Raw genomic sequence first — 24,174 nt, 5'->3', positions numbered from 1 at the left:
TTTTAGTAGACTTTGAAATTATCTTGGACAGGGTTTTCGGCAATTCACCTCGTTGATTCCCCGTTTATCCCAAAGTTGATATAGTCGTTTGAGCTTTTGCTTTACTTGGAGAACAATTTATACCCTAAACTCATGAGCAAAAAATCTACTTCAAAATCTGGTGGTACCGTTGGAATCGTTTTCCTATTGGTTGGTATCGTATTCTTAATCCGTCAAACCGATTGGTTTCTATTACCTGATTGGCTATTTACATGGCCTGTTTTATTGATTGTGGTAGGATTGGTTTCCGGTGTTAGTAGTTCATTTCAGCGAACAGGTTGGATTTGGCCCGTGTTAATAGGTGGGGCGTTTTTGATTGACCGCGAATTTATGGATATTGATATTTTCGAATATACCTTACCTGTGGTATTTATTATCGTCGGTATTTCTATGATTCAGAAGTCAAACCGAAAAAGGGGCCAAGCTTCTTGGGGGCCACCCATGGGAAATTGGGGAGGATCATCAAAAGAGGATAATCCAACTTTTTCTGACAATTCAGAACCTTTTATTGCCATATCCAATGTACTCAATTCAAGTACTATTCGTGCTACGAGTAAAGACTTTAAAGGGGCCAATTTAACTAATATTGTGGCAGGCTTGGAAATGGATTTTAGTCAAGTCCAATTTGAAGGAGAATCCATCCGTATCGATATTACTCAAATCATGGGTGGGGCAACCCTTTATGTTCCCGAACATTGGGAAATCAGACAACATTACACAACTTTATTGGCAGGTTTTGAAGACAAAAGAAAGAGTTTAGGTAATAATGCTGAAGGAGAAAAGAAGATTTTACACTTGAATGGTTTCCAAGTTTTGTCGGGTATTGAAATCAAAGATTCCCTTTAAATAGGCGTTTATAGGGATATTTGAGGCAATGGCCATTGATGGAATGGTATTTTTGAAGACTCTTTTTTTTCAAAACTTTGAGCAAAAAGGATGATTTTCTCATAAATAGTGTAATTTCGCTTTCCATTGAACCTATTTAACTATGAAAATTTTGTATGTACTAGCACTATTGGTGTTAGGTCAAGGAGCTTTCGCGCAGATTACAAGCTCAGAATTTATTTACGAGAAGGCTCCATTCCCCGAATGCCATGCTTCTACCATTGAGGAGACTCCAACGGGTTTAGTGACTGCTTGGTTCGGAGGAACCGAAGAGCGTCATCCTGATGTTGGAATTTGGGTGAGTAGAATGGTCAAAGGCAAATGGACTGCGCCAATCGAAGTAGCCAACGGTGTACAAAACAGTAGCATTCGTTATCCCCTTTGGAATCCCGTTTTATTTCAAATGCCAGCTTCTAAAGGTGGCGAGTTATTGTTGTTTTACAAAGAAGGACCTACACCAAAAGACTGGTGGGGCATGATCAAACGTTCCAAAGATGGCGGTAAAACCTGGTCTAATACCGAGAGGTTACCCTTAGGTATTTTAGGGCCTATCAAAAATAAGCCTGTGATGTTGAAAGATGGCACCCTCTTATGTCCAACGAGCTCCGAAGATAATGGCTGGCGAGTGCACTTTGAAATGACCAAAGATGGTGGCCGTACATGGACGCGTACAGAAGCGATCAACGATGGCAAAGAGTTTTCAGCTATTCAGCCAAGTGTTTTATTTTTAAAAGATGGTCGACTTCAAATTCTTTGTAGAAGTAAGAATGGATATATCTTAGAGTCATATTCTTCCGACCAAGGAAAAACGTGGTCGGCATTGAAGGCTATATCACTTCCAAATCCTAATTCAGGCACGGATGCGGTAACCCTAAAAGATGGCCGTCAGGTATTAGTTTACAATCATGTAACTAAGGAATCTCAAGAATGGGGAGGCAAGCGTTCACCACTTAATGTGGCGATTTCCTCAGATAGTAAAAACTGGAAGGAATTGGCCATGTTAGAAAATGAGCCTAAGGCCGAGTTTTCTTATCCTGCGGTGATTCAAACGAAAGACGGTAAAATTCATATTACCTATACGTGGAAAAGAGAGAAGATTAAGCACGTTGTGATATCCTTATAATATGACGCTACCCATTCTTGATCTTAGCATCATCGTTGTTTATTTACTCTGCATGGTGGCTATAGGGATTTATTTTTCTAGGAAAAATAATAGTTCCGAACAATTTACCACGGCCTCTGGCCAAATTCCCGGTTGGGCATTAGGACTGAGTTTTTATGCCACTTTTTTAAGCGCTATTACATTTTTAGGAGACCCTGGGAAATCATTTGGTTCCAATTGGAATCCTTTTGTTTTTAGCTTATCCATACCCTTTGCGGCTTGGGTTTCCACCAAATACTTTGTTCCGTTTTATCGAAACAGCGGCGAGGTAAGTGCATATACACATTTAGAAAAGCGTTTTGGGGCTTGGGCGAGAACCTATGCCATGGTATGTTTTATCATGACGCAATTGGCAAGGATGGGCACTATTTTTTATGGAATAGCACTGACAATCAATGCCTTAACTGGAGTGGATATGCGTCTGATTATCATCGTTTCTGGTTTATGTATCATTTTTTATACCGTTCTAGGTGGTATGGAAGCGGTCATCTGGACCGAGGTGATACAGGCTATTTTGAAAACAATGGGAGCACTCATGATTGTGGGAATCATCATTTATCAAACAGGCTTTTCTAAGGTGATTGAAGTGGGGATTCGGGATGATAAATTTAGCTTAGGAAGCTTTGACCCTGATTTTAGCACGAGCTCTGTATGGGTGGTTTTGATGTATGGCTTTTTTATCAATTTGACCAATTTTGGAATTGATCAAAATTACATTCAACGCTATCATACGGCTAAAGATGCCAAAGAAGCAGCTAAAAGTATTTGGTTATGCGTGATTTATTTCGTTCCAGTTTCATGTTTATTCTTTTTTATTGGGACGGCATTGTATACGTTTTATATGGAAAATCCAGCTTTGATTTTAGAATTGAAGCAACAGGTTTCTGCTGAAAAAAGTATTGCAATAGAAGCATTAAAGCCCTCTGATTATGGAGATCGGGTATTACCATTTTTCATGAAGACTCAGATTCCTAAAGGTTTATTAGGATTGTTAATGGCAGCTCTTTTGTCCGCAGCGATGAGTACCATGAGTAGCGGTATGAATAGTTCGGCTACGGTGTTTCTCAAGGATATTTATTTACGTTATGTTCAAAAAGATTTACCCGCTGCCAAGCAATTAAAAGTTTTGCACATTGCTACCGTCATCATGGGCTTATTAGGTATCACCTTCGGAATCAGCATGATTGGGGTTAAAAGTCTCTTGGATGTTTGGTGGAAACTATCAGGAATTTTCGCTGGAGGTATGCTGGGCATATTTTTGTTGGGATTCTTATCCAAGAATGTGGAAAACTTAGCGGCTAAAATTGGTGCTTTAGCTGGTGTGGCCATCATTGCTTGGATATCCTTTAAAGATAGTTTTCCTGAGGCTTATCAGAGCCCATTTGATTCCAAAATGACCGTCGTTTTAGGCACCATTTCCATCGTATTGATTGGTCGCCTTGTTCAAAAATTGATTAGTAAAAAGTAAAAATGATGCAACAGAAATTACCTAAGGGTTTCGTACCCGTGATGATAAGTACCTTCAAAGAAGATCATTCTTTGGATTTGGATGGAATAGCCCGTTTAACGGAAATGTACATTCAAACAGGTTCAGTAGGCTTATTTGCCAATTGTTTGTCGAGTGAAATGTATGAACTAACTCGGGCAGAACGATTGAGTTTAGTAGAGACTGTCGTGAAAACGGCTGCTGGTCGAGTGCCTGTAGTAGCTACTGGTACACTAGGAGATAGTATAGAGGAAATGGCGGATTTCTCTAAGGCTATTTATGTTTTAGGAGTGGATGCCGTGATTGTTTTGAATAACTTGATTGCCAAGGAAGACGAATCTGATGCAGCTTTTTTAGAGCAAATGCACCATTTCATGGACTTGACTCCGGGTATTCCTTTTGGTATATATGAATGTCCTGTTCCTTATAAGCGTTTAATTAGTCAGGAGGTATTGGAAGATTTGCTTCCTTCGGGTCGTTTAGTTTATCACAAAGATACTTCCTTGGATTTAGCGAAAGTGGCATTGAGAATCCGCTCCGCTCAAGGGTATAATTTTGGTTTATACGATGCTTATATGGGTCATGCCGTTTCTGTCTTGAAGGCAGGTGCCATGGGTTTGTCTTGTATTCAAGGGAATTACTTTCCAGAATTAATCGCTTGGTTGTGTGCTAACTTTAATGCACCAGGAAAAGAGGATCAAGTGGCTGAGGTACAGAAATTCTACATCGACAATATGGAGGTGATGCATACGGTTTATCCCACCAGTGCTAAATATGTCCTACAAAAAAGAGGCTTCCCTATTCGTCTAACTACCCGCCGTGAAGTGGGTCATTTAACGCCGAAAGAAACCTCTGCTTTGGATCAATTAATTCAAGATTATTTGAAATTACCTATGGTAAAAAGCCTGGAATTTGCACCCTTAGTTTAACGCGATTGAATGTATTTGGCCACTGTTCCCATCGGAGCTATCCAAATCCCATTTGCAGGATCATTGGCATATTCCATGAGCTTTTTCAACATACTGAGTCGGGTGGTTTGATTGCCCGACTCATTCATTTCATGCCCAGCCAGTACGAGCCATTTGCCTGAATTTCGTGCTTCTTCTATTAAAGGTAAGATTTGTTCAAAGTCTTGTCCATCCATTTCTATACCTGTCAATTGGGCAAAATTATGATAGCTAGGATCGTTGGGAGCTTCACTTTTCCATAGACGGCCCAACAAAAAATGTTTGGCAATCAGCGGCACATAGCTTTGCGTTTGAGTCGCATTTCCTATAAAAGTTTGTCCACATGGATAAGCAAAAACCTCGGCTTTTACTCCTAAGTTCTTTTCAATCGACTTATTACAATCCAGAATATCCTTTTCCATTTTTTCTAGGCTATAATTTTCCAAGGCATTGGCTCTAGACCAAGTGAAAATACCTGTACAAGGATGTGAAGTACTATGGTTGCCAATTTCATGGCCGTCGGACACCGCTTTTTTCCAGCCCGCTAGGTTTTTCTCCATGGCGCCTGGGTTAAGGAAGAACGTGGCTTTTACTCCATGCTGGTTGAGCAATGGGGTACCCTGAGTCACTTGGCTTCCTCGAGCATCATCAAAACTAAGACTGAGGGCCATTTTTTTACCTTGTGGCCATGTGAAATTTTGCGAAAATGAAGGAATAGCTCCCAAAAGAGCTATTCCAAAAAGAAGGCGATGCATGTGTTTCATGTTATGGTTTGGGTGTTTCTAGAGGAATTTCTACTCCAAATCGTTTATGTGAACTTTTAATATCATCATGGGAATTTGCCGCGATGTAGGCTAATACCGCGATGAAGGCCAAGACAATCCCTAGGTTTTTGGCATATTTACTCCAAGAAATGGAATGATTTTCAAAGTCAACGTCCACTTGGGAGAGTAGGTAAAGGATAATCACAAAATTGGCAATGTATAAATATTGTTCAATCCGATAAGTACTTAAGAAAGCTCCTGTAATGAGGATACTTAATAACATATATAATCCAAAATGTCCGATGAAAAACTTCTTGATATCTCCGTAGTCTAAAGATTTAGATTTGGAATGAACATTGAGCCAATAGATTCCTGCAAAAAGAATTAACAATAAAGAATCCCAGCGAACCGAAAGTTCGATGGCTTGGTCAGAAGAGTTTAGTAAAGGGGTGATGGTTTTCTCTAAACGATCCATGCGGAAATTTTGCTGCCACATGGTAAAAGGGATAATCAAAACCAACATGAGCACGGGAAACCATTGTTTGGAGTATTTTTCTTCTGTCGTATTTTCCCAATGCGATGTAAACGTTCCATAGGCCATTCCGATGCCCCCAAAAAAGCCTAAAGAATATTCCATGACATTCCAAAAATTGAACTTGATTTCGGAAACATGTCCTAACACTTGTAAGAAATTACCAAAAGCAAATCCAAATCCTCCACCAAGTCCAGCAAACAATGCTACACGCAGAGCCGAGTATTGTTGGGTACGAAACATGAACCAAGTTAATGCGGCCGCCATACCTAATACTCCAGCCCAGGATTCATCCCTAGGAGGGGTCATGAGCCATTCGTATTGTTGGATGATGAAAAAGTAAAATAAGATGGCTCCAACGACCATTTCTACCAGCAGCCGTGACCAGGCTACAGGGCTTTTGCTGGAGTTGGATAAACTTAGTCCAAACAAGCCGCCACCAATGAAACCATACAGTCCACCGATGACAAAGAGGGAAATCAAGCCATAGTAGACATTGACAAATTCGGTATCTCGGCCATAGCCGACCACCAAACCATAGCTCATCACTCCGCCGATTCCCCAGCCCATGGCTCCAGATACGATAATTTGAAATGCTTTGGCAAACCAATCTTTTCGGTTGGCAATCAGGATAATAGCGATGGATCCGATGGACCCAGCCCATGCAGCCCCATGCTCGTGGCCGAATTGGCCACGTATAGCCCATGCCGTTCCTAATGACATCCCCACAGTTAGTAAGGATAAAAGTAATTTTTTGTTGTTCATTGTTTGATAGGTTTAGAAAATGGTACTTAATAAGTATTTAGAATTAATTGAACTCCTTGGCAAATTGAAAAGGAGTCTTACCAGTGGTCTTTTTAAATGCTTTATTGAAATTAGTAAAATTATTAAAGCCAGATTCATAACATATTTGAGTGACTAGAAATTGATTTTCCTTAATCAATTTACATGCATATTCGACCCGAATTTCATTGAGGAAGCTGGCGTAGTTTTTTCTGGTTTTGGTTTTAAAATACCGACAAAAAGAAAGTGGACTTAAATGCGCTATTCCCGCTATTTCATCAATACTGATTTTTCTTTTGAAATGCTTGACAGAATAATTGTAAATTAAGTTTAAGCGTTCCGTTTCTTTCTCGGAAGTTGAATTTTCTAGGATTCCCATGGAAAGAATTTCTCTTTCCTTGCTGGTGGAAAGTAAATCCAAGATTTGGTATAAATGTAAAACCAAATTATCATTTTCATTTTCCAAGATGGTATTCATCCGACAAATGATTTGTTTTTTGGTTTCCCCTTGAATTCGGATCCCTTTTCTTGCTTCTTCTAATAATTGTAAGACAAATCGATTTTCGTGGAGCTTTAAAAATGAACTACCAAATAAATCAGGGTTAAAGTGGATCACTAAAGCACTAGCTTTTAAGTCTTCATCCCCCTGAAAATACACGTTATCACTACGTAAATAGTGTGGACAGTTGGACCCAATTAACAGTAAATCTCCGTCCTGAAATCGTTGAATACTATCACCCACAAATTGGGTTCCAGTCCCTTTTTCGATTAGTAACAATTCGATTTCTGGATGGTAATGATACTTGTTAAAAAAGTAATTAACTATGTCACGACGAACACTAAATGAACGCAGTGGTTGGTTCGAAACTTTAAGTAAATGAGCCTTCATTGAATTATTAAAGTTGTCAATATAGATGAAATGCAGCTATTATGCTAGAATAGTTGTGCTATTTGACAAATTTATTTAATTATTCAACCATTATAATGCATTTTTTTGTTAAAATTTTAAACCCGCATACCGAGTAAAGTCTTTTTCAACCAAATCTATTTAATTATGAGAGTAAATTTTACAGGAAAAATGTTTCGGCATTTTCTATTTGTAGCAGTCATGATAGCCGGGTGCTATTCCGCTGCTTTCGCTCAGTCCCGACTGATCACTGGAAAGGTAACTTCCAGTCAGGATGGTACCGAAGTTCCGGGAGTGAATATTTCCCTGAAAGGAACAACAAAAGGGACAACCTCCAATTCATCTGGAGCATACTCCATTGAAGTCAATGGTGCTAATCCCGTGTTAGTATTTTCGTTTGTTGGTTTTGATACGCAAGAAATTCGTATCGGAAGTCGTAGTGTATTAGATGTTTCTTTATCTTCTAGTACTGCCTTATTAAATGAAGTAGTCGTTACTGCCTTAGGTATCAAGCGTGAAGAGAAATCACTTGGATACTCCGTTGGTAAAGTAGCAGGTAAAGATATTAGCCGTGTCGTAAATGAAAACGTCTTGAACTCTTTATCAGGTAAAGTAGCCGGTGTGAGCATCAATTCTACAGGTGGTACAGGTTCATCTGTAAGTATGATCATTCGTGGAGCTAAGTCGTTGAGTAATGACAACCAGCCTTTGTTTGTGATTGACGGTGTACCGGTAATTAACTCATTGAATAACGTAGGTCAAATCGGTAATGATAACCGAGTGGATTATGGTAATGCTATTTCTGACTTAAATCCAGAGAACGTAGAAAGCGTATCGGTTTTGAAAGGACCTAGTGCTGCGGCTCTTTATGGTTCTCGTGCGGGTAACGGTGTGGTTTTAATTACCACAAAAAATGGCTCGAAGGCAAAGAAAATGACCGTGAATATTACGTCAAACACGGTATTTGATAATCCTTACAAGTTTTTAAGAATGCACTCGAAGTTTGCGACAGGTGTACTTCCATTTACTCCAGACAATAATCCATACCCAGGAGGAATTTTAAGTATTGAAGAAGGATCAGCGGGTGGTATTGGACCAGAATTGGATAAAGGCTATAAAGCGATCCAATGGAACAGCCCTAAAGGTGCAGATGGAAAAGCTATCCCAACCGAATTGAAGTCTTATTCAGATAATATCAAGAATTTTGTTCAAACAGGAATTACAACAACCAATGGTGTTTCGGTTACTAACGGAAATGATGTGGCGAATTATCGCTTAACATATTCCAATATGACTAGCCGCGGAATTATTCCTGGTTCTGATTTGTTCAAGAACTCATTATCGGCAGCTTCTTCTTTCAAATTGTCTAACAAATTGAAATTGAGTGCTAACATTGATTTGAGTAGAAATAATTCAAACAATCGTCCGGCGAGTGAAAGAGGATCTAACCCATTGCAATGGGCTTATGCCGTTTCTCCACACATCAACATCATGGACTTGAAAGATTACTGGGTTCCTGGTCAAGAAGGTTTGCAGCAGAAGTCTCAAGCAATTGGTAACTACAATAATCCATGGTTCTTGGCTTATGAAGTGAAAAATGGATTTGAGCGTAATCGTGCATTTGGTAACATGAAATTAGATTATCAAATCACTCCTGAGTTAAGTTTAATGGCTCGTTATGCCTTGGATACTTATGGAGAAACTCGTGAGACTAAAATTGCTAAGTCTTATACAGGAGAGAAAAATGGTGCTTATGGTATCTCAAATTTAGATCGCTATGAGCGTAACGTTGATTTTTTAGCTACTTGGACTAAGCCTGTAGAAGATTTCAACTTATCCTTCTCAGTGGGTGGTAATGCGAGAAGTTCTAAAACGATGGACGTAAGTACTTCTTCAAAAGGAGGAACGGGTTTAATTATCCCAGGCTTGTATACTTTGCAAAACATTGCTAATACTAATATTAACTACACAAGTTTCCAAACTAAGAAAGTGGTTTATAGTGCGTATGGAATGGCAAACGTATCTTACAAGGATATGGTGTATTTAGATTTGACAGCTCGTAACGACTGGTCAAGTACTTTGCCTATTGAAAATAGATCATACTTCTATCCATCTGCTTCGTTAAGTGTCTTGTTGAATGAAGCATTTGCGATTCCAAATGATAAGATAGACTTATTGAAAGTTCGTGCTGGTGTGGCACAAGTAGGTAATGATACCAATCCTTATGCTTTGATCAATACCTTACAAAATGCAGAAGCTTGGGGTTCATTAACTCGTTTAGGAAAATCAGGCTCTATTTTATTACCTGATTTGAAGCCAGAAATTTCTACTTCGTATGATTTAGGAGCTGATTTGACGATGTACAAAAATCGTTTAAGATTCTCTGGTACGTATTATACCGTAGAAAACCGTAACCAAATTATCCCAACGACTTTACCTTCTTCTTCAGGATTTACTTCGAAGAATATCAACGCAGGTTTGTTAGTATCGAAGGGTATTGAATTAACAGCGGGTGGTACACCGATCGACAAGAATGGTTGGAGATTGGATTTGACCGCTAACTTCTACAAGAACGAAACGACCATCAAAGAGCTTTCTGAAGGGTTGAATTTCTACACACTTTGGACTGATGCAAAAGGTGGAGCTTGGACTTATGTAGGTGATAAGATTGGTGATATCTACGATGCTGAAATTGTTACCGTAAAAGATCAATCATCTAAGTACTATGGATATCCAATATTGGATTCTGATGGTTCATGGCAATCCGTTAATGCGAGTAATACCCGTTCTAAAATTGGTAACTTCAATCCAGACTTCATTTTAGGTTTACAAACTTCTTTGTCTTATAAGAACTTTAGCTTGAATATGACTTTTGATTGGAGAAGTGGTGGAGACTTTGTTTCACAAACTTACCGTTACGGAGAGTCTGATTTGAAATCTCAACGATTCTTAGACAATTTGATTAATCCAAATGGATTGACAGGTGATGCATTGCGTAATTACTTAGTAGCTAATCAAGATAAATACATCCGTATTAATCAAAACGGTTATTTCCCAATCGTGGGTGGCCCTACAGCTGAGTACGGTGGATATCCATTTGAATATGGTGGAAAAACATATCCTAATGGAGTATTTAACCCAGGTGTGATTGCTAAATACGATGGACAAGGAAACATCACGGGTTATGAAGAAAACTTAGGAGGTCCTAATACAAAAATCTTACCATATGGAGACAACTATCCTTGGAGCTTTACTCGTGCAGCTACGTTTGACGCTTCATTCGTGAAGTTGAGAGAGATCTCTTTAGGATATGAGCTACCAAGTAATTTTGTTAAGAGCTTAGGTTTGCAAAGTGCTAACTTCTCTGTTTACAGTCGTAACATCATTTTATGGACGGCTTCTAAAATTGGAATCGACCCTGAAACAGCTTTCCAACCACAGTCTGGAGCACAAGCAGGAACCCAATTTAAGCAAGGAATTGAGCGCTATAATGTTACTCCTTGGGTTATCCCAGTTGGATTTAAACTTGGTTTGACATTTTAATCAAAGCACCTTAAAACATTAAAATCATGAAAATAAGATTAATAAAAGCTGTCGCCTTCACCCTTTTAACGGGAGTATTTTTCTCTTGTGAAGACTTGACAAAAGTGAATATAAATCCAAATGGAGTTCAACCAGAGGTTGTGAATCCAAATTTGGTCATGCCTACTGTATTAACGGAAATGTCTAAGGCTTATGTAAACCTTGGCTACCAAGATATCGCTGGAGTGGTTCAACATACTCAAAAAGATGCTTGGTCGTCTGGACATAATGATTACGACTGGGGTGGAAACCAAAGTTGGTCAGGTTATTATGATATTTTACGTAACAACGACTTGCTTTACAGTCGTTCGGTAGCATTGAACTGGGAATTCCAACAAGGAGTGGCTTTAGTAAACAAAGCCTTCATGTTTGGTCTGATTACAGACCTTTGGGGTGATGCACCTTATACCAATGCTTTGAAAGGGGAGACTGGTGGTACAGATAATATCTTGCCTGCTTACGATTCTCAAGAGGTTATTTATACAGGTATTTTAGCCGATTTAGAGAAGGCTAATACCTTGTTATCTAAGCAAAAAAGTGAATATTCGAACATCGTGGATAACGTGGACGTGATTTATTCAGGAGATCCTACTAAATGGCGTAAATTGGCTAACTCCTTAGCATTACGTTATTACATGCGTATTTCAGCTAAGAAACCGGATGTAGCTAAAGCAGGAATTGAGAAAATTGCTAAAAATCCAGCGAACTATCCAGTGATTTTAGCTAATTCAGATGATGCTACTATGGGCTTCCCTGGTACTTCAGATGGTACTTCTTGGCCAGCAAATGCGGTTTATGATGTGAGTGGTAGTAACTACCGTCGTATCAAAATGGCGAATACATTGGTAGATTACTTACAAGGAGTAAAAGACCCTCGTTTAGGTATCTGGGCTGCTAAAGTAGAAATTCCATTGGTTGTGGATGCCACTTTACCTGCTAAGACAGATAAGATCATCGACGGTAAGCGTTATTTATCACCAGATGTAGTTGGTAACACGAAAGTGGATACTGATCAAGAATACGTAGGTTTACCTACTGCATTCTCTCAGTTACCATCGGCATATAACATGAACCCAACTCCGGGTCAGACATCGTTTAACCCTCACGTTTCTTTCCTAGCGCCTATGTACAAAAATGCATCAGGAGCCTTGTTGAGAGCTCGTTTGGTATCTGCAGCTGAAGTGAACTTCATCTTAGCGGAGGCTGCATTAAAAGGTTATGCTGTCGGAGATGCTAAAACGTTCTATGAGAATGGTGTGAAAGCGTCATTGACAACGTGGGGAGTAGGTTCTACTTCAACTACGTATTTAGCTAATCCAGGTGTTGCTTTTGCTGGTACAGTAAAACAAGTTATGGAGCAAAAATGGATTGCTAGTTGGACTGCTGCTACTGAAGCTTGGTTCGACTTCCGTCGTACGGGTTTCCCAGAGTTAAAAGCGGGTCCTGTAGCTAAGCGCCAAGCTATTCCTGTTCGTTTCTATTACATGCAGGATGAATTGCGTATTAATTCTAAGAATACAGCTGCTGCTTTAGATAAATTAGAAGTAACTAATTTCTCACAAGCTGATGGCAAAAATAGTGCTTGGTCTAAGCCTTGGGTTATCCAAGGTACAGGTAAGCCATATTAAGATTTTTAAGGGGTCTCCTTCGGGAGGCCCTTCAAAAAGCTAGATTCTCTAATCCTGTTTAACCAATGAAATTTAATACACCTCTAAACCTTTTCATACTTTTATTCTTGTGTTTGTTTACTCAAGCGACTGCTCAAACCCTTCGGGTTGGGGCAGCCGTACGAGTAATTACGCCAGACCCACTATTGCCTGTTTCGGGAGGAATTGGCACGCCTAAACCAAGTGTGGAAAAGAAAGGGGATTTATTTGCTCGAGCTATGGTCTTTGAGCAAGGAAATACTCGTTTTGCGATTGTTAATGTTGATAATTTAGGTTGGACTTCGGTGTTAGGAAACAAATCTAGAGCACTCATTAAAGGGATAGCCCCAGAAAATATTTTAATTGGAGCGACACATACACACTCCGCCCCAGACGCCTATGGATTTCCAGATGCCACCGGTAAAAACTTTGCAGATTTAAAATACCTAGATCGTTGTGTTCAGCAAATTGCTGATGCAGTCAACGAAGCCATTACGAAATTAGAACCAGCAGCTTTGAAAGTAAATGTAGAAGAAGCTAAAGGTAAAATTGCTTATAATTATTATGCCCCCGCTTTATATGATCCACGTTGTGGAGTTATTCAAGCTATTGCTACCACTGGTGCTCGTCAAGGAAAAGCGATTGCTACCTTGGTGAATTATGCCATTCACCCTGAAGTTATCGGAAGTGGTAGAGGAATCCTTAGTCCTGATTTATGCGGACCATTGTACAGTAGAATCGAAGCCCAAGCAGGTGGAGTGGCTTTATTCATGAATGGAGCTCAAGGGGGAATGGTCACTGCTGACACCCGTTTGGAATACGGTAAAGAAGGACAAAGTAGCCAAAAGGAAGCGAATACCTGGGAAGAATGCATACGAATTGGAGAGCTTTTAGCAGATGAGGCTCTAAGGATTATCAATAAAGCCCCTGTTTTAGATTCTCCTTCTATTTATTGTACCTCAAAGATGATTGACCTTCCAGTGGATTCAGAAATGATGCGTTATATTTTGACGAAGTCTCCATTGAAATATGAATATAAAAAACCTAATACCGTCAGTACTCAATTAAATTTATTGAACATTGGGCCAGCTCAAATATTAACGGTTCCAGGAGAAGCATTACCTAATGTGGGTTATTATGTGAAGCGCCATATGGCCACCAAAATGCCCTTTTTGTTTGGACTAACCAACGATGCTTTTGGATATATGTTAGCCAAAGTCGATTACAATAGCTTCAAGCGTTACGATTATGTCACGCGAACTAGCCTGGGGGAAATGACCGCAGAGATTTATATGGATCAAGCATTGCAATTGATTCAAGTAAGTCCTAAACCAGTGCTTAAATAATTTTTATATCCAACATTGAATTATCTTAGTCAAAACAAAAAGATCTTTCAATCATCAATAAAACGAAATGTGTTTTGTAATATGAAAAAACTAGGACTACTTTTATGGGCATGCATTGCGTCCAGTATTTTGACTACAAAGGCCATGGCTCAGCAATTAGAACCCACTTATGCAGAAAAATTAGGCTACCCGAAGGGGAAGAAAGTGGTTATTTTTCATGTGGATGATTGTGGTATGTCCTATTCCTCCAATCAAGGGGCTTATAAATCCATTGAACAGGGAGTGGCCACTTCTTGTAGCATCATGATGCCATGTCCATGGGCAGCTAGTTTTATTCATTACATCCAAAAAAATCACCCCAATTTAGATGCGGGTCTTCACTTAACGCTTACTTCTGAATGGAAAGATTATCGTTGGCCAGCTTTATCAGGTTTTCAGCAAGTACCTACCTTAAGTGACGGAGATGGTTGTCTTTGGCATAGTGTAGAACAGGTAATTAAAAATGCCAGTCCTGATGAAGTGGAAAAGGAAATCCGTGCTCAAATAGAACGAGCTACGCGTTTAGGTTGGAAACCCACTCACCTAGATTCTCACATGGGAACCTTGTTTGCTTATCCTCCATTCTTAGAGCGTTATCTAAAAGTGGGAATGGAATTAGGCATCCCCGTGATGTTCCCAGGTGGAAACAATAAAATGCTCATTGAATCTGTCAATAAGCCCTATATCAAAAAAATGAAAGCGGAAGGGAAGTGGAAAGAAGGAATGCCACTGCCTATGGCCAAATTTGGCTTAACGGATTTAGTAACCGAATCTAAGAAGATCGGAGAAATGCTTTGGAAAGCAGGATTGCCCGTTTTGGACGATTTACACTCGGATAGTGGGGATTGGAAACCAGAAGGCAGCGCTACTCCTGCCGAGTGGGGAAAATACAAAGCAGATCAATGGATTTACCAATTGGAACACATGAAACCAGGGGTTGCTATGTTGATCGTACATAGCAGTGATATCACCGAAGAATTTAAGTTTATCAGTGGCTCAGGTGGTTCTCGTTTAGCCGATATGAATTCCATGATGCATCCTGATTTGAAAGCTTACATCGAGAAAGAAGGGATCATCCTAAGTACGTTCAGAGAGTTGATGGAGCGACGTAAAAAAGTAAAATAATCACATGAAGTTATTTCAAATTTTGATTACCCTGTTAGTGATGTCTTTTCATTCGCTAGCACAGAGTCCTGCTATTGTTAAATCAATGCTCATTTTTCCGGGACAAGAAAAACACGTACATGGTAGCAGTTTGGTACGTTTACCTAATGGCGATTACTTGTCTGTTTGGTTTTATGGTAGTGGGGAAAGAACGGCCGATGATGTTAAATTAATGGGCGCTCGGCTAAAAAAGGGAGATTCTCAATGGAGTGAACCCTTTTTGATGGCAGACACCCCGAATATCCCAGATTGCAATCCCGTTCTTTTTTTGAACAAGGAAAATAAATTATTCTTAGTCTGGATTGCGGTTCAAGCCAACCAATGGGAGCAGTCAGTTTTACGCGTACGTACATCCATGAATTATGCCAAAGAAGGGGCACCCGTTTGGGAATGGCAGGATAATATTTTGTTAAAGCCAGGAAATGATTTTGCTACTGAAGTGGTAAAAAAATTAAAGCAATTGCCCGAGCATCATATTGGTTGGGCGGGTTATGCTCCCAAGTACGATGAAATGATAGCCAAAGCAAGTGCCGATCCTGTGAAGCGTAGTTTCGGATGGATGACACGCATTAAACCGCTTATATTGGAAAGTGGCCGCATCGTTTTGCCTTTGTATTCGGATGGTTTCAATTTCTCCTTGATGGCTATTTCAGATGATCAAGGAGCTAGTTGGCGACCAAGTTTGCCATTGGTAGGTCGTGGACCCATTCAACCAGCGGTAGTAAAAAAGAAGAATGGAAATCTATTAGCTTATTTGCGTGACAGTGGCGATAATCCTCCTAGAGTTCATGTGAGTGAGTCGACTGATCAAGGAGAAACCTGGTCTCCTTCTGTCAAGACAGATATTCCGAATACGGCCAGCGTAGAACTCTTGGTTTTAAAAGATGGAAGAATGGCATTTTTAGGGAATGACATCATCGACGGGCGTTATCGCTTAGGTCTTTTTCTTTCAGATGACGAAGGAAAAACCTGGAAATGGAAGACTTATGTGGAAAACGTAGCTCCGGGGGAAGGTAGCTTTTCTTACCCATGTATGACACAAAGCCCAGATGGATTATTGCATATCACCTATTCCTCCCATATGGAGAAAGATCAAAAATCCATCAAATATGTGGTAGTAGATCCGCAGAAAATCAAATCTGAGTAGTGAATTTTAACCTAAACCTATACAATGAAAATCAGTAAATTAAACGTATTCGTATATGTGTGCCTATTGTTGGCCACGCATTTGACTTGGGCTCAAAATAAGGCCAAGCAACCTGTGTATCAGGATACCCCATTTTGGCAAGATTATAGTGTCAAATACTACCTTGCTAAAGATCAGGCTTCAGAATTGAGCTCGAGTTATGCCGACAGAAATGGTAATATCATCTTATTTGGTAGCGCGGGTACTTTACTTCCGCATGATGGTCAATTCTTGTACCCTGGGACTTTGGTTAAAGATACCAAATACCGTACCAGTGCACCTAAAAAAATGGCTGCTTTGACATCCTATCAAAAGCAATTTGTTTTGTTGGACGATAAGGCCGTGTTAAGTCATGCCTTTGCTGGAAGTATTTATGCAAAACATGAATTAGCCAATGCGAATCGAGTGGTAGGAGGCAAGGATTTTTCCTTTTTAATTTCAGATGGAAATAGTATTCATTTGGTTAAAGATTCCAAAACCTTGTTTAAAGGAAATTTATCTGGTGATCAAGTATTGGATATGAAATATCAAGCTTCTAGTCAAACCTATTATATTTTAGGTAAACAAGGGCTTTATCATTTTTCACCGGCTCAAGCTAGCATCATTAAATTAATGTCAGGTGGTCCGTTTACTGCCTTTGATGTAGCTGAAAATTCTACAAAAATCTATGTTGGTGGAAATGATGGCTACCAGATTTTTGATTTATCCACGAAACAAGTCGGAGAAAAACAACAAAAATTACCTTGGTCAGAAATTACTGCGATAGAGGTCATTGGAGATAAAGTTTGGTTTGGTTCTACCAAAGGAGCTTTTGCCTTGAAGAAAGATGGAAAATTTGATTATTACAATGGAGAAAGATGGTTACCGAGTAATGTCGTGAAACACATAGCTGAAGGTCCTAAAAACTCGGTATTAATTACGACAACGGCAGGATTGGGGCAAATCTGTTTTAAGAAAATGACCTTGCATGAAAAGGCCGTTTTTTATGATGATCAGGTGAGAAAGCGCCACATTCGTAATGGATTTAATGCGTCATTGGATGGAATTCAAAAAGGAAATTTAAGTACAGGGTATTTGGCTGATTCAGACAATGACGGACTATGGACGTCCATGTATTTGGGCGGAGAAATTTTCCGTTATGCTGTGACCAAGGACCCTGAGGCATTACAAAATTGTCGGGAGTCTTTAGACGCCATGGAGCGTTTATATAAATTAACTCCCGTACCGGGATTCCCGGCTCGTTCATTTGAGCGCCGTGGATTCATTCCTAGTTTATCTGATCCAGAGCGTTGGCAGCCATCTCCAGATCCTGAATGGGACTTTAAATCTACGACCAGTAGTGATGAGGTAATAGGGCATATTTTTGCTTTTGGGGCCATGGCTGAATTGGTGGATGATGCTGATTTAAAGAAGCGTTCTATCGTATTAATTGACACGTTGATGTCACATATCTTGAAAAACGATATGTACTTGATCGACTTTGACGGAAAGCCTACTATGTGGGGAAAATGGAATCCAAAATATGTCAATTCCTTTCCTACCAATGTGGGAGATCGTAAATTGAATTCTTCCAATATTACATCGATGCTTCAAACGGCATATCATTTTACCAAGAAAGAGAAGTATAAGCAAAAGGCCTTTGAGTTATTGACTAAATACGGCTATTACGAAAACTTAATGCGTCCATTTAGTGTGTTAGGAAGGGCAGGAAAGGATGCAGATGCACATGCTCAAAACATGTCTGATGGTTGGAATCACTCGGATGATGAAATGTATTATGTAGGTTATTGGGGATTGTATCGCTATGCGTTTAATGATACCTTAAAAGCGAATTTCAAGAAATCCATTTTAGACCATTGGCAAATGGAGCGACCAGAGAAAGAGGGAGCTTGGAATATTTTTACTGCTTTGACAGGGACCAAACAATTTGATTTAAATGAAGCGGCTTGGTATTTACGTGAGCATCCTATGGATATGATTGACTGGGCCATACAAAATAGTCACCGTAAAGATATTGTGAAAGTGGCTGACAACTTCCGTCGTCAAACGACACAAGAAGTATTACCCCCAGATGAAAAACCTATCATGCGCCATAATGCCAACCAGTTTAATATGGACCGCAATGGGGGCAATGGTTTATCGGAGCATAGTGCTGGAGATATCTGGCTTTTGCCTTATTGGATGGGCCGTTATTTAGGGGTTATATCCGAGCCTAAAAAGTAAATTTTTCTTAACGTTGTCAAGGTTTAAAACCTTGACAACGTTGAATTTTTCAAATTAGTTTCCGAGAAAATATCGATAAACTGATTTTACGTGATCCGTTTGGATTAGATCTACTCCCAGTTCTTTTGCCTTTTTATAATTCGATGCTTGGTCTAAAGGACCTAAAACATCGGTATAAACTCGAATGTTTTTTTCATGAATGTCTTTCACTAACTGTGCATTCATCCTAAGCCAATTGACATCAAATGCATAAGGAGCCAAGCGTTTTATTTTAGTCTCCATTTCATCTGCTTTGTTTAAGCTTGGCATTCTTTTGCTTAAGGGATCTTCGGTCTTTAATTTGTCTAAAAAATCATCATTTCCATAGTAAATGGATTCCTTATCAAGATGATATTGTTTCATTAATTTCAACAAGGGTTTTGGCTCCACTTGTTTGCAGTCCACATAAATATAGGACTTGGTATTTTTCTGTTTGTTCCAATGAGCCACCAATTGTAGTGTTTCTTCCAAGGTAGGAATTCGTTCGTCGGGGTATTGTGCTTCCCAGCCTTTATTGGCTTTCAGTTGCTTAATTTCTGCCAAAGTCAAGTTCGAAATGGGGCCAGAACCATTCGTAGTTCGGTTCAGTGTTCCGTCGTGTAAAATAACTAATTGATTGTCTTTGGAAGTTCGAACGTCTATCTCAATAAAATCGACTCCCATATCCAATGTTTTTCGAAAGGTGGCAAGGGTGTTTTCAGGAGCTAAGCCTGAATTTCCACGGTGTGCAGAAATTTTAAGTTTATGTTGGGATTTATAGTTCCAAGCCTCTATTTGATTGGGGCTTTTGGACCGTTGGCAAGACATGATACTAGCTAAAGCTAATACCATTAGCCAATTGTTTTTTTTCATAGTAAATAGGTTGTTATTGTGTTAAAAAGGAACTCCTTTTTCCTCGCCAAAATTACAGATCTATTAGCATTAATAAATGGATATATTGCCTATTTAATTAAATCTATTCAATTTTTTAATGCATTATTTGTTTCGATTTTTCTATATTTTTTTTGACAGAAATGGATGGTCGGTGATTATCAATTTATTGGACAATATGAGTGAAAAATTATTCGTTACAACAACGCTGTCAAGGTTTTGAACCTTGCCAGCGTTAGGAATTTTAAGTATCTTCATTTCCTATTTACAAGCCCTCAAATCCTATGAAAGCGTCTTATTTGCTGATCCTTGCTGGGATGATGGCTTGTCAACCTTCTAAGCCTTCAAAAACAACCATGAACCCAGAAAATAGCTTTGGATACGATTATGATTTATTGAAAAATGATCCCACGACGGTCCTATTAAAACAAGGAGACCAACAGGTTTTGGTCGTAGGTAAATACCAAGCTCGGGTGATGACCAGTAGCTCCCAAGGAGATGAAGGTTTTAGCTATGGTTGGATTAATCATGAGCTTATTAAGTCGGGGAAATTAGGTCCTCATATGAATGCCTTTGGAGGGGAAGAGCGCTTTTGGTTGGGTCCTGAAGGAGGGCAATTTTCGGTGTATTTTAAACAAGGAGATCCCTTTACTTTTGAACATTGGCAAACTCCTGAAATCATCGATACAGAGACCTATCCTTTAGTAAAATCGGATAAACAAAAAGCCTTATTCCATAAGGATTTTGAAATTACGAATTATTCTGGAACAAAATTTAAGGTCTCTTTGGACCGAGAAGTGGCCTTACTTAATCAAGCGGAAGCTGAAAACCTCCTACAAGTTTCTCTGGATGGAATTTCTTGGGTGGGCTATCAAACCGATAATGTATTGAAAAATACAGGGCAAGATTGGTCTAAATCAACGGGTGTTTTGTCCATCTGGTTATTAGGGATGATGAAGGCCTCTGACCAAAACACGGTATTAATTCCCTATCAAAAAGGACAAGAAGCCGCCATTAATTCTGCCTATTTTGGTCAAATTCCTGCCGATCGTTTGATCAAAAAGGAGGGAATGCTTTATTTTAAAGCGGATGCCAACTCGCGGGGAAAATTAGGTATTCCCCCTAAAGCACTGGTTCCTTTAGCGGCAAGTTATGATGCAGCCAATCGCATATTGACTATCCTTCAATTTGATTATCAGGGGGAACAAGAATATGTCAATTCCATGTGGGAAATACAGGAAAATCCTTACCAAGGAGATGCCCTAAATGCCTACAATGACGGCAAAAATGATACTGGAACTCAGATGGGAAAGTTTTATGAATTAGAAAGTTCTTCACCTGCCGTGGCTTTGGGCCATGGGCAGTCATTGCGCCATGTACAAAGAACATTTCACTTAGAGGGTTCGGAAGAACAATTGGATCAGGTTTGTCAAAAACTATTGGGAATCAAATTGGCGGATTTACCTTGGAAATAATGCGAAATGATGAGCATTTTATTTCTCGAATAGTCCTAAAATCTTGATAAAACGCAAGAAATTTTCGGGTTTTTGAAAATGAATAATTCATTGGTTTAATTTGCCTTAATCCTTTTGAAAATTATGACGCAATTCGCGTCATAATGAAGGTTTTTTAGAAGGGCAATTATTAAATCAATATGAATTCAATCATCTTTAGTTGGCGTTCATGTGCTTCTTTGTTGTATATGCACATTTTGTATGTTGCACATTTGATATTAGATGAATATTCATTTTACCATGACCTTGTAAATTACAATCAGATTCTTTTTACTACCATTTTTGTGATTTTACCCATCTTGATTTACATCAAATGGGTTTTTGGAAAGGAGAATTTTGTTTCAAATCAATGGTCCCTGATTTATAGTATACTGCTTTTAATGATATTATTTTCCTTTAAAATATTTATCCCTGAATACATATTATTTCAGCTAGGATTTAGTTTTGTCAATCTGTTGATTTTTGGGATTTTCAAAAAGTCATTAAATCAATCTAAAATTGAGAATTAAAGAAGCATGTTATGGTGGATGAACGAGATTTTATTCCTCATCCATCATACTTCTACGCTGCTTAGCTGCTTGCTTGGTGGTTTTGATTCGGTAGTTGAAAGTTAAGTTGAATTGCGTCAAACGACCTTGAAATTCGGATTTGGTATAGAATCCTGTACCTCTCGTCTCAGAGCGCATGATTCTAGAACTGAAAACATCTAGGATATTTAAGGTCAAAGTACCATTACCTTTCATGATGTCTTTACTAGCTGATAAGTCCATCCAAGCAATATAACCTCTTGAACCTTGAGGGGTATTTTGCGGAGCCTCATAATTGGCTCTTAATTGAGCATCCACGCCTCCTCCTAGCTTAAAACGGGACGTATGGCGTGCAAACCAAGAATAGGTATCACTCACATAATTGGGATCTATATTGCTGGCATCTGCTTTAGCTCGGAAAATATTGATACTCAAATCCGCTTTCCAAACTTTACTTAAATTCGAAGATCCAGTAAATTCGGCACCCATGGAAACCTCATTTTTGAAGTTTTGTGGCAAAGTAATCGAAAAGCCATTGGCATCTACCTGACGGATTCGATCAATTTTTCCATCAGTATTTCGGTAGTAAATGGATGAACTGATACTTCCATTTTCATAGTATTTCACATGTCCCAAATCAAATGCATCGGTAAATTGAGGGTTTAGATTAGGGTTTCCCGAGAAAAAATTTCGGTTGTCAGAATACGTAACAAATGGACTTAATTCATTGTAAGTAGGTCTACGTACCCTTCTCGAATAGCCTAGTTGGAACGAATTGTCTGCCGTTAAGGAATAAGTAAAATGGGCACTTGGGAACAAGTTAGCATAGTTCCTTGGATTTTTTTCTTGTGTTTGTAATAGCTCTGTACGAATGTCCGTCATCTCACCACGAATACCCACTTGATAGGAGAATTTCTTGATTTTGGTACCCCAAATAGCATAAGCGGCCGTGATATTTTCATGGTAAACAAAATTGTTTTGTAAACCTGGCACCACGGTGAATTCGCCCGTTTCTTGCTTTTGAGTTACGACATAATCGTTGGTCATATCGCGAAAGCTCGTACGTAAACCTGTTTCGATTTTGCCATCTTTACCCACAGGATTTACATAATCTGCCTGTAAAATCCATTGATGTTCTGCTTCATCATTCAGGGATTTTTGGATTCTAGAATTTTCAGGAAATACACTCCCATCGGGCCTTTTTCCTACTTGCGTAAACAATTGATCCGAGCTTTCCCAATAATCTAAATAGCGCAAATCGGCCGTAAACTCTTTACCTTTTCTCGCAAACGACTTTTTGAAAGTCAAGGCATATTCAGAATTGGGCTCTGCTTCTTTTTCATCTTGTTGACGGTCCGTGATACTATACAAATTGCTCAAGCTTTTTTGGTAGTCTAAATAATGAAAATCAGAAATACGGCGAACATCTGTTCTCCGGAAAATGTAAGAACCCGTTAGCACCGTTTTTTCATTGAAAAAATAATCAGCTCCCCCACGGATATTATTCACCATACCTCGCACATTATTTTGAGAAGTTTGTTGCAAATAATTGGTTTGCCCAGGCGCATAAACTTCTTGGTAAATATTTCCTCTACCAGGGGTTCTACGGTAAAATAAACCGTAGTTCAAAAAGAAGTTTAGCTTGTCTTTACGGTAGTTCACAATGGCCGTAGCGCCAAAATTCTCAGGATACCCAGTCGTGGTTTCTATGGCGCCATTGAAGCCTTGATTCTGATTTTTCTTTAAGACAATATTGATGATTCCTGCCATACCTTCTGCCTCATAACGCGCCGAAGGATTCGTAATAACTTCAACCTTTTCAATTAGATTTCCCTGCAAAGACTGTAGTCCACCCGCACCACTGATACCCACCAAGGTAGACGGTTTTCCATCGATTAAAATACGGACATTGTCGCTACCTCGTAGCTTTACTCCACCTTCGCCATCTACTTGAATGGACGGAAGATTACCTAAAATTTCAGAGGCTGTTGCGCCACGATTGGCTAAATCTGTGCCCACATTAAAAATACGTTTATCCAAAGCCAATTCCATAGAAGCTTTTTGGCCTTTAACAGTAACCTCCTCTAAGGTTTTAGAAGAAGATTTGGCTTCTAAAACCCCTAGATTGATGGTTTGATTCTCTTTATTGATGCTGATTCCTTTTTGTTGGATCGTTTCAAATCCTACACTTTCAATCACCACATCGTAAATTCCATACACCACATCGGTTGAAAATTGTCCTTTATCATCCCCAATTCCTCCTGTAATTAATTTTTGAGCTCCTGCTTGAAATATGCGAATACTAGAAAATGGAACGGGTGCTTTGGATTCTTTTTCAATGATTTGACCTTTGATCTTACCTTTTAGACCCGCTTGGGCCATACTTTGAAAACTTAGGACAGAAAGTAAAATGGGTAAGCTAAGGAGGTGTTTAAATTTCATAGTAATATTATTGACAAGCCAAATATGGGCCTTAGAGGTATTTATTTTGGTAAAAATCGACAAAATGGAGATTAATTACAACGTAAATCCT

At 39.2% G+C, this 24,174-nt stretch carries 16 protein-coding genes; 11 read left to right on the top strand and 5 right to left on the bottom strand.

What is annotated here, in order from left to right; all coding sequences use genetic code 11:
• The first annotated feature begins 132 nt into the window (after nucleotides 1–132).
• The 4 genes from G9H65_RS00790 (at nucleotide 133) to G9H65_RS00775 (ending at nucleotide 4,501) form a co-directional block, all read left to right on the top strand.
• A complete protein-coding gene (locus tag G9H65_RS00790; protein ID WP_166373466.1) occupies nucleotides 133–885 on the top strand; it encodes a LiaF transmembrane domain-containing protein in 753 nt (250 codons plus the stop codon).
• Between the two features lie 142 nt (nucleotides 886–1,027).
• Nucleotides 1,028–2,047: a sialidase family protein gene (locus G9H65_RS00785; RefSeq protein ID WP_166373465.1), complete on the top strand. Its 1,020-nt coding sequence runs from the start codon at nucleotides 1,028–1,030 to the stop codon at nucleotides 2,045–2,047.
• A gap of 1 nt (nucleotide 2,048) precedes the next feature.
• The gene (locus G9H65_RS00780) at nucleotides 2,049–3,554 is read left to right on the top strand and encodes a sodium:solute symporter (RefSeq protein WP_166373464.1); all 1,506 of its coding nucleotides are present in this window, start codon (nucleotides 2,049–2,051) and stop codon (nucleotides 3,552–3,554) included.
• A gap of 2 nt (nucleotides 3,555–3,556) precedes the next feature.
• Nucleotides 3,557–4,501 carry a dihydrodipicolinate synthase family protein gene (locus tag G9H65_RS00775; protein ID WP_235927427.1) on the top strand — a complete coding sequence of 315 codons (945 nt, stop codon included), beginning with the start codon at nucleotides 3,557–3,559 and terminating at the stop codon, nucleotides 4,499–4,501.
• On the opposite strand, the gene G9H65_RS00770 is transcribed toward G9H65_RS00775, so the two are convergent.
• From G9H65_RS00770 to G9H65_RS00760, 3 genes are read right to left on the bottom strand one after another with little or no spacing between them, the layout of a single operon-like run.
• A complete protein-coding gene (locus G9H65_RS00770; protein WP_235927426.1) occupies nucleotides 4,498–5,274 on the bottom strand; it encodes a polysaccharide deacetylase family protein in 777 nt (258 codons plus the stop codon). The two genes, G9H65_RS00775 and G9H65_RS00770, sit on opposite strands and share 4 nt — an antisense overlap.
• Nucleotides 5,275–5,284: 10 nt before the next feature.
• Nucleotides 5,285–6,580, bottom strand: a complete 1,296-nt coding sequence (locus tag G9H65_RS00765) for a hypothetical protein (RefSeq protein ID WP_166373462.1) — start codon at nucleotides 6,578–6,580, stop codon at nucleotides 5,285–5,287.
• Nucleotides 6,581–6,623: 43 nt separating this feature from the next.
• Nucleotides 6,624–7,487 (bottom strand): AraC family transcriptional regulator, encoded by an 864-nt coding sequence (locus G9H65_RS00760; protein ID WP_166373461.1) that lies wholly within the window; start codon nucleotides 7,485–7,487, stop codon nucleotides 6,624–6,626.
• Between the two features lie 165 nt (nucleotides 7,488–7,652).
• On the opposite strand from G9H65_RS00760, the gene G9H65_RS00755 reads away from it, so the two are divergent.
• The 6 genes from G9H65_RS00755 to G9H65_RS00730 all read left to right on the top strand — a co-directional run bounded on the left by G9H65_RS00755 (nucleotide 7,653) and on the right by G9H65_RS00730 (nucleotide 18,691).
• The gene (locus tag G9H65_RS00755; protein ID WP_235927425.1) at nucleotides 7,653–11,048 is read left to right on the top strand and encodes a SusC/RagA family TonB-linked outer membrane protein; all 3,396 of its coding nucleotides are present in this window, start codon (nucleotides 7,653–7,655) and stop codon (nucleotides 11,046–11,048) included.
• 26 nt (nucleotides 11,049–11,074) lie between these two features.
• Entirely contained in the window at nucleotides 11,075–12,715 is a 1,641-nt protein-coding gene (locus G9H65_RS00750) for a SusD/RagB family nutrient-binding outer membrane lipoprotein (RefSeq protein ID WP_166373460.1), read from the top strand.
• A gap of 65 nt (nucleotides 12,716–12,780) precedes the next feature.
• The gene (locus G9H65_RS00745) at nucleotides 12,781–14,079 is read left to right on the top strand and encodes a hypothetical protein (RefSeq protein ID WP_166373459.1); all 1,299 of its coding nucleotides are present in this window, start codon (nucleotides 12,781–12,783) and stop codon (nucleotides 14,077–14,079) included.
• Between the two features lie 81 nt (nucleotides 14,080–14,160).
• Nucleotides 14,161–15,243 carry a polysaccharide deacetylase family protein gene (locus G9H65_RS00740; protein ID WP_166373458.1) on the top strand — a complete coding sequence of 361 codons (1,083 nt, stop codon included), beginning with the start codon at nucleotides 14,161–14,163 and terminating at the stop codon, nucleotides 15,241–15,243.
• 4 nt (nucleotides 15,244–15,247) lie between these two features.
• The gene (locus G9H65_RS00735) at nucleotides 15,248–16,429 is read left to right on the top strand and encodes a sialidase family protein (protein ID WP_166373457.1); all 1,182 of its coding nucleotides are present in this window, start codon (nucleotides 15,248–15,250) and stop codon (nucleotides 16,427–16,429) included.
• A gap of 24 nt (nucleotides 16,430–16,453) precedes the next feature.
• On the top strand, nucleotides 16,454–18,691 hold the full coding sequence (locus tag G9H65_RS00730; protein WP_166373456.1) for a ligand-binding sensor domain-containing protein: 2,238 nt from the start codon (nucleotides 16,454–16,456) through the stop codon (nucleotides 18,689–18,691).
• A gap of 54 nt (nucleotides 18,692–18,745) precedes the next feature.
• Here the strand turns inward: G9H65_RS00730 and G9H65_RS00725 are convergent, their stop codons facing one another.
• On the bottom strand, nucleotides 18,746–19,582 hold the full coding sequence (locus G9H65_RS00725; RefSeq protein ID WP_166373455.1) for a glycerophosphodiester phosphodiesterase: 837 nt from the start codon (nucleotides 19,580–19,582) through the stop codon (nucleotides 18,746–18,748).
• A gap of 302 nt (nucleotides 19,583–19,884) precedes the next feature.
• On the opposite strand from G9H65_RS00725, the gene G9H65_RS00720 reads away from it, so the two are divergent.
• Nucleotides 19,885–21,075, top strand: coding sequence for a DUF6786 family protein (locus G9H65_RS00720; protein WP_166373454.1), 1,191 nt, complete (start codon nucleotides 19,885–19,887; stop codon nucleotides 21,073–21,075).
• Between the two features lie 578 nt (nucleotides 21,076–21,653).
• Here G9H65_RS00720 and G9H65_RS00715 read toward each other — a convergent pair.
• Entirely contained in the window at nucleotides 21,654–24,083 is a 2,430-nt protein-coding gene (locus tag G9H65_RS00715; RefSeq protein WP_166373453.1) for an outer membrane beta-barrel family protein, read from the bottom strand.
• Between the last annotated feature and the right edge of the window lie 91 nt (nucleotides 24,084–24,174).

This window comes from Aquirufa ecclesiirivi, assembly GCF_011250515.1.
GTDB classification, from domain to species: domain Bacteria; phylum Bacteroidota; class Bacteroidia; order Cytophagales; family Spirosomataceae; genus Aquirufa; species Aquirufa ecclesiirivi.
Note: the sequence above shows the minus strand (reverse complement) of the source record. Positions and strands in the feature narration are given on the sequence as shown.

What these genes read in the sequence shown, in the direction of transcription:
- G9H65_RS00790 (WP_166373466.1), top strand. Translation starts at nt 133, where the DNA reads ATGAGCAAAAAATCTACTTCAAAATCTGGTGGTACCGTTGGAATCGTT.
- G9H65_RS00785 (WP_166373465.1), top strand. Translation starts at nt 1,028, where the DNA reads ATGAAAATTTTGTATGTACTAGCACTATTGGTGTTAGGTCAAGGAGCT.
- G9H65_RS00780 (WP_166373464.1), top strand. Translation starts at nt 2,049, where the DNA reads ATGACGCTACCCATTCTTGATCTTAGCATCATCGTTGTTTATTTACTC.
- G9H65_RS00775 (WP_235927427.1), top strand. Translation starts at nt 3,557, where the DNA reads ATGATGCAACAGAAATTACCTAAGGGTTTCGTACCCGTGATGATAAGT.
- G9H65_RS00770 (WP_235927426.1), bottom strand. Translation starts at nt 5,274, where the DNA reads ATGCATCGCCTTCTTTTTGGAATAGCTCTTTTGGGAGCTATTCCTTCA.
- G9H65_RS00765 (WP_166373462.1), bottom strand. Translation starts at nt 6,580, where the DNA reads ATGAACAACAAAAAATTACTTTTATCCTTACTAACTGTGGGGATGTCA.
- G9H65_RS00760 (WP_166373461.1), bottom strand. Translation starts at nt 7,487, where the DNA reads ATGAAGGCTCATTTACTTAAAGTTTCGAACCAACCACTGCGTTCATTT.
- G9H65_RS00755 (WP_235927425.1), top strand. Translation starts at nt 7,653, where the DNA reads ATGAGAGTAAATTTTACAGGAAAAATGTTTCGGCATTTTCTATTTGTA.
- G9H65_RS00750 (WP_166373460.1), top strand. Translation starts at nt 11,075, where the DNA reads ATGAAAATAAGATTAATAAAAGCTGTCGCCTTCACCCTTTTAACGGGA.
- G9H65_RS00745 (WP_166373459.1), top strand. Translation starts at nt 12,781, where the DNA reads ATGAAATTTAATACACCTCTAAACCTTTTCATACTTTTATTCTTGTGT.
- G9H65_RS00740 (WP_166373458.1), top strand. Translation starts at nt 14,161, where the DNA reads ATGAAAAAACTAGGACTACTTTTATGGGCATGCATTGCGTCCAGTATT.
- G9H65_RS00735 (WP_166373457.1), top strand. Translation starts at nt 15,248, where the DNA reads ATGAAGTTATTTCAAATTTTGATTACCCTGTTAGTGATGTCTTTTCAT.
- G9H65_RS00730 (WP_166373456.1), top strand. Translation starts at nt 16,454, where the DNA reads ATGAAAATCAGTAAATTAAACGTATTCGTATATGTGTGCCTATTGTTG.
- G9H65_RS00725 (WP_166373455.1), bottom strand. Translation starts at nt 19,582, where the DNA reads ATGAAAAAAAACAATTGGCTAATGGTATTAGCTTTAGCTAGTATCATG.
- G9H65_RS00720 (WP_166373454.1), top strand. Translation starts at nt 19,885, where the DNA reads ATGAAAGCGTCTTATTTGCTGATCCTTGCTGGGATGATGGCTTGTCAA.
- G9H65_RS00715 (WP_166373453.1), bottom strand. Translation starts at nt 24,083, where the DNA reads ATGAAATTTAAACACCTCCTTAGCTTACCCATTTTACTTTCTGTCCTA.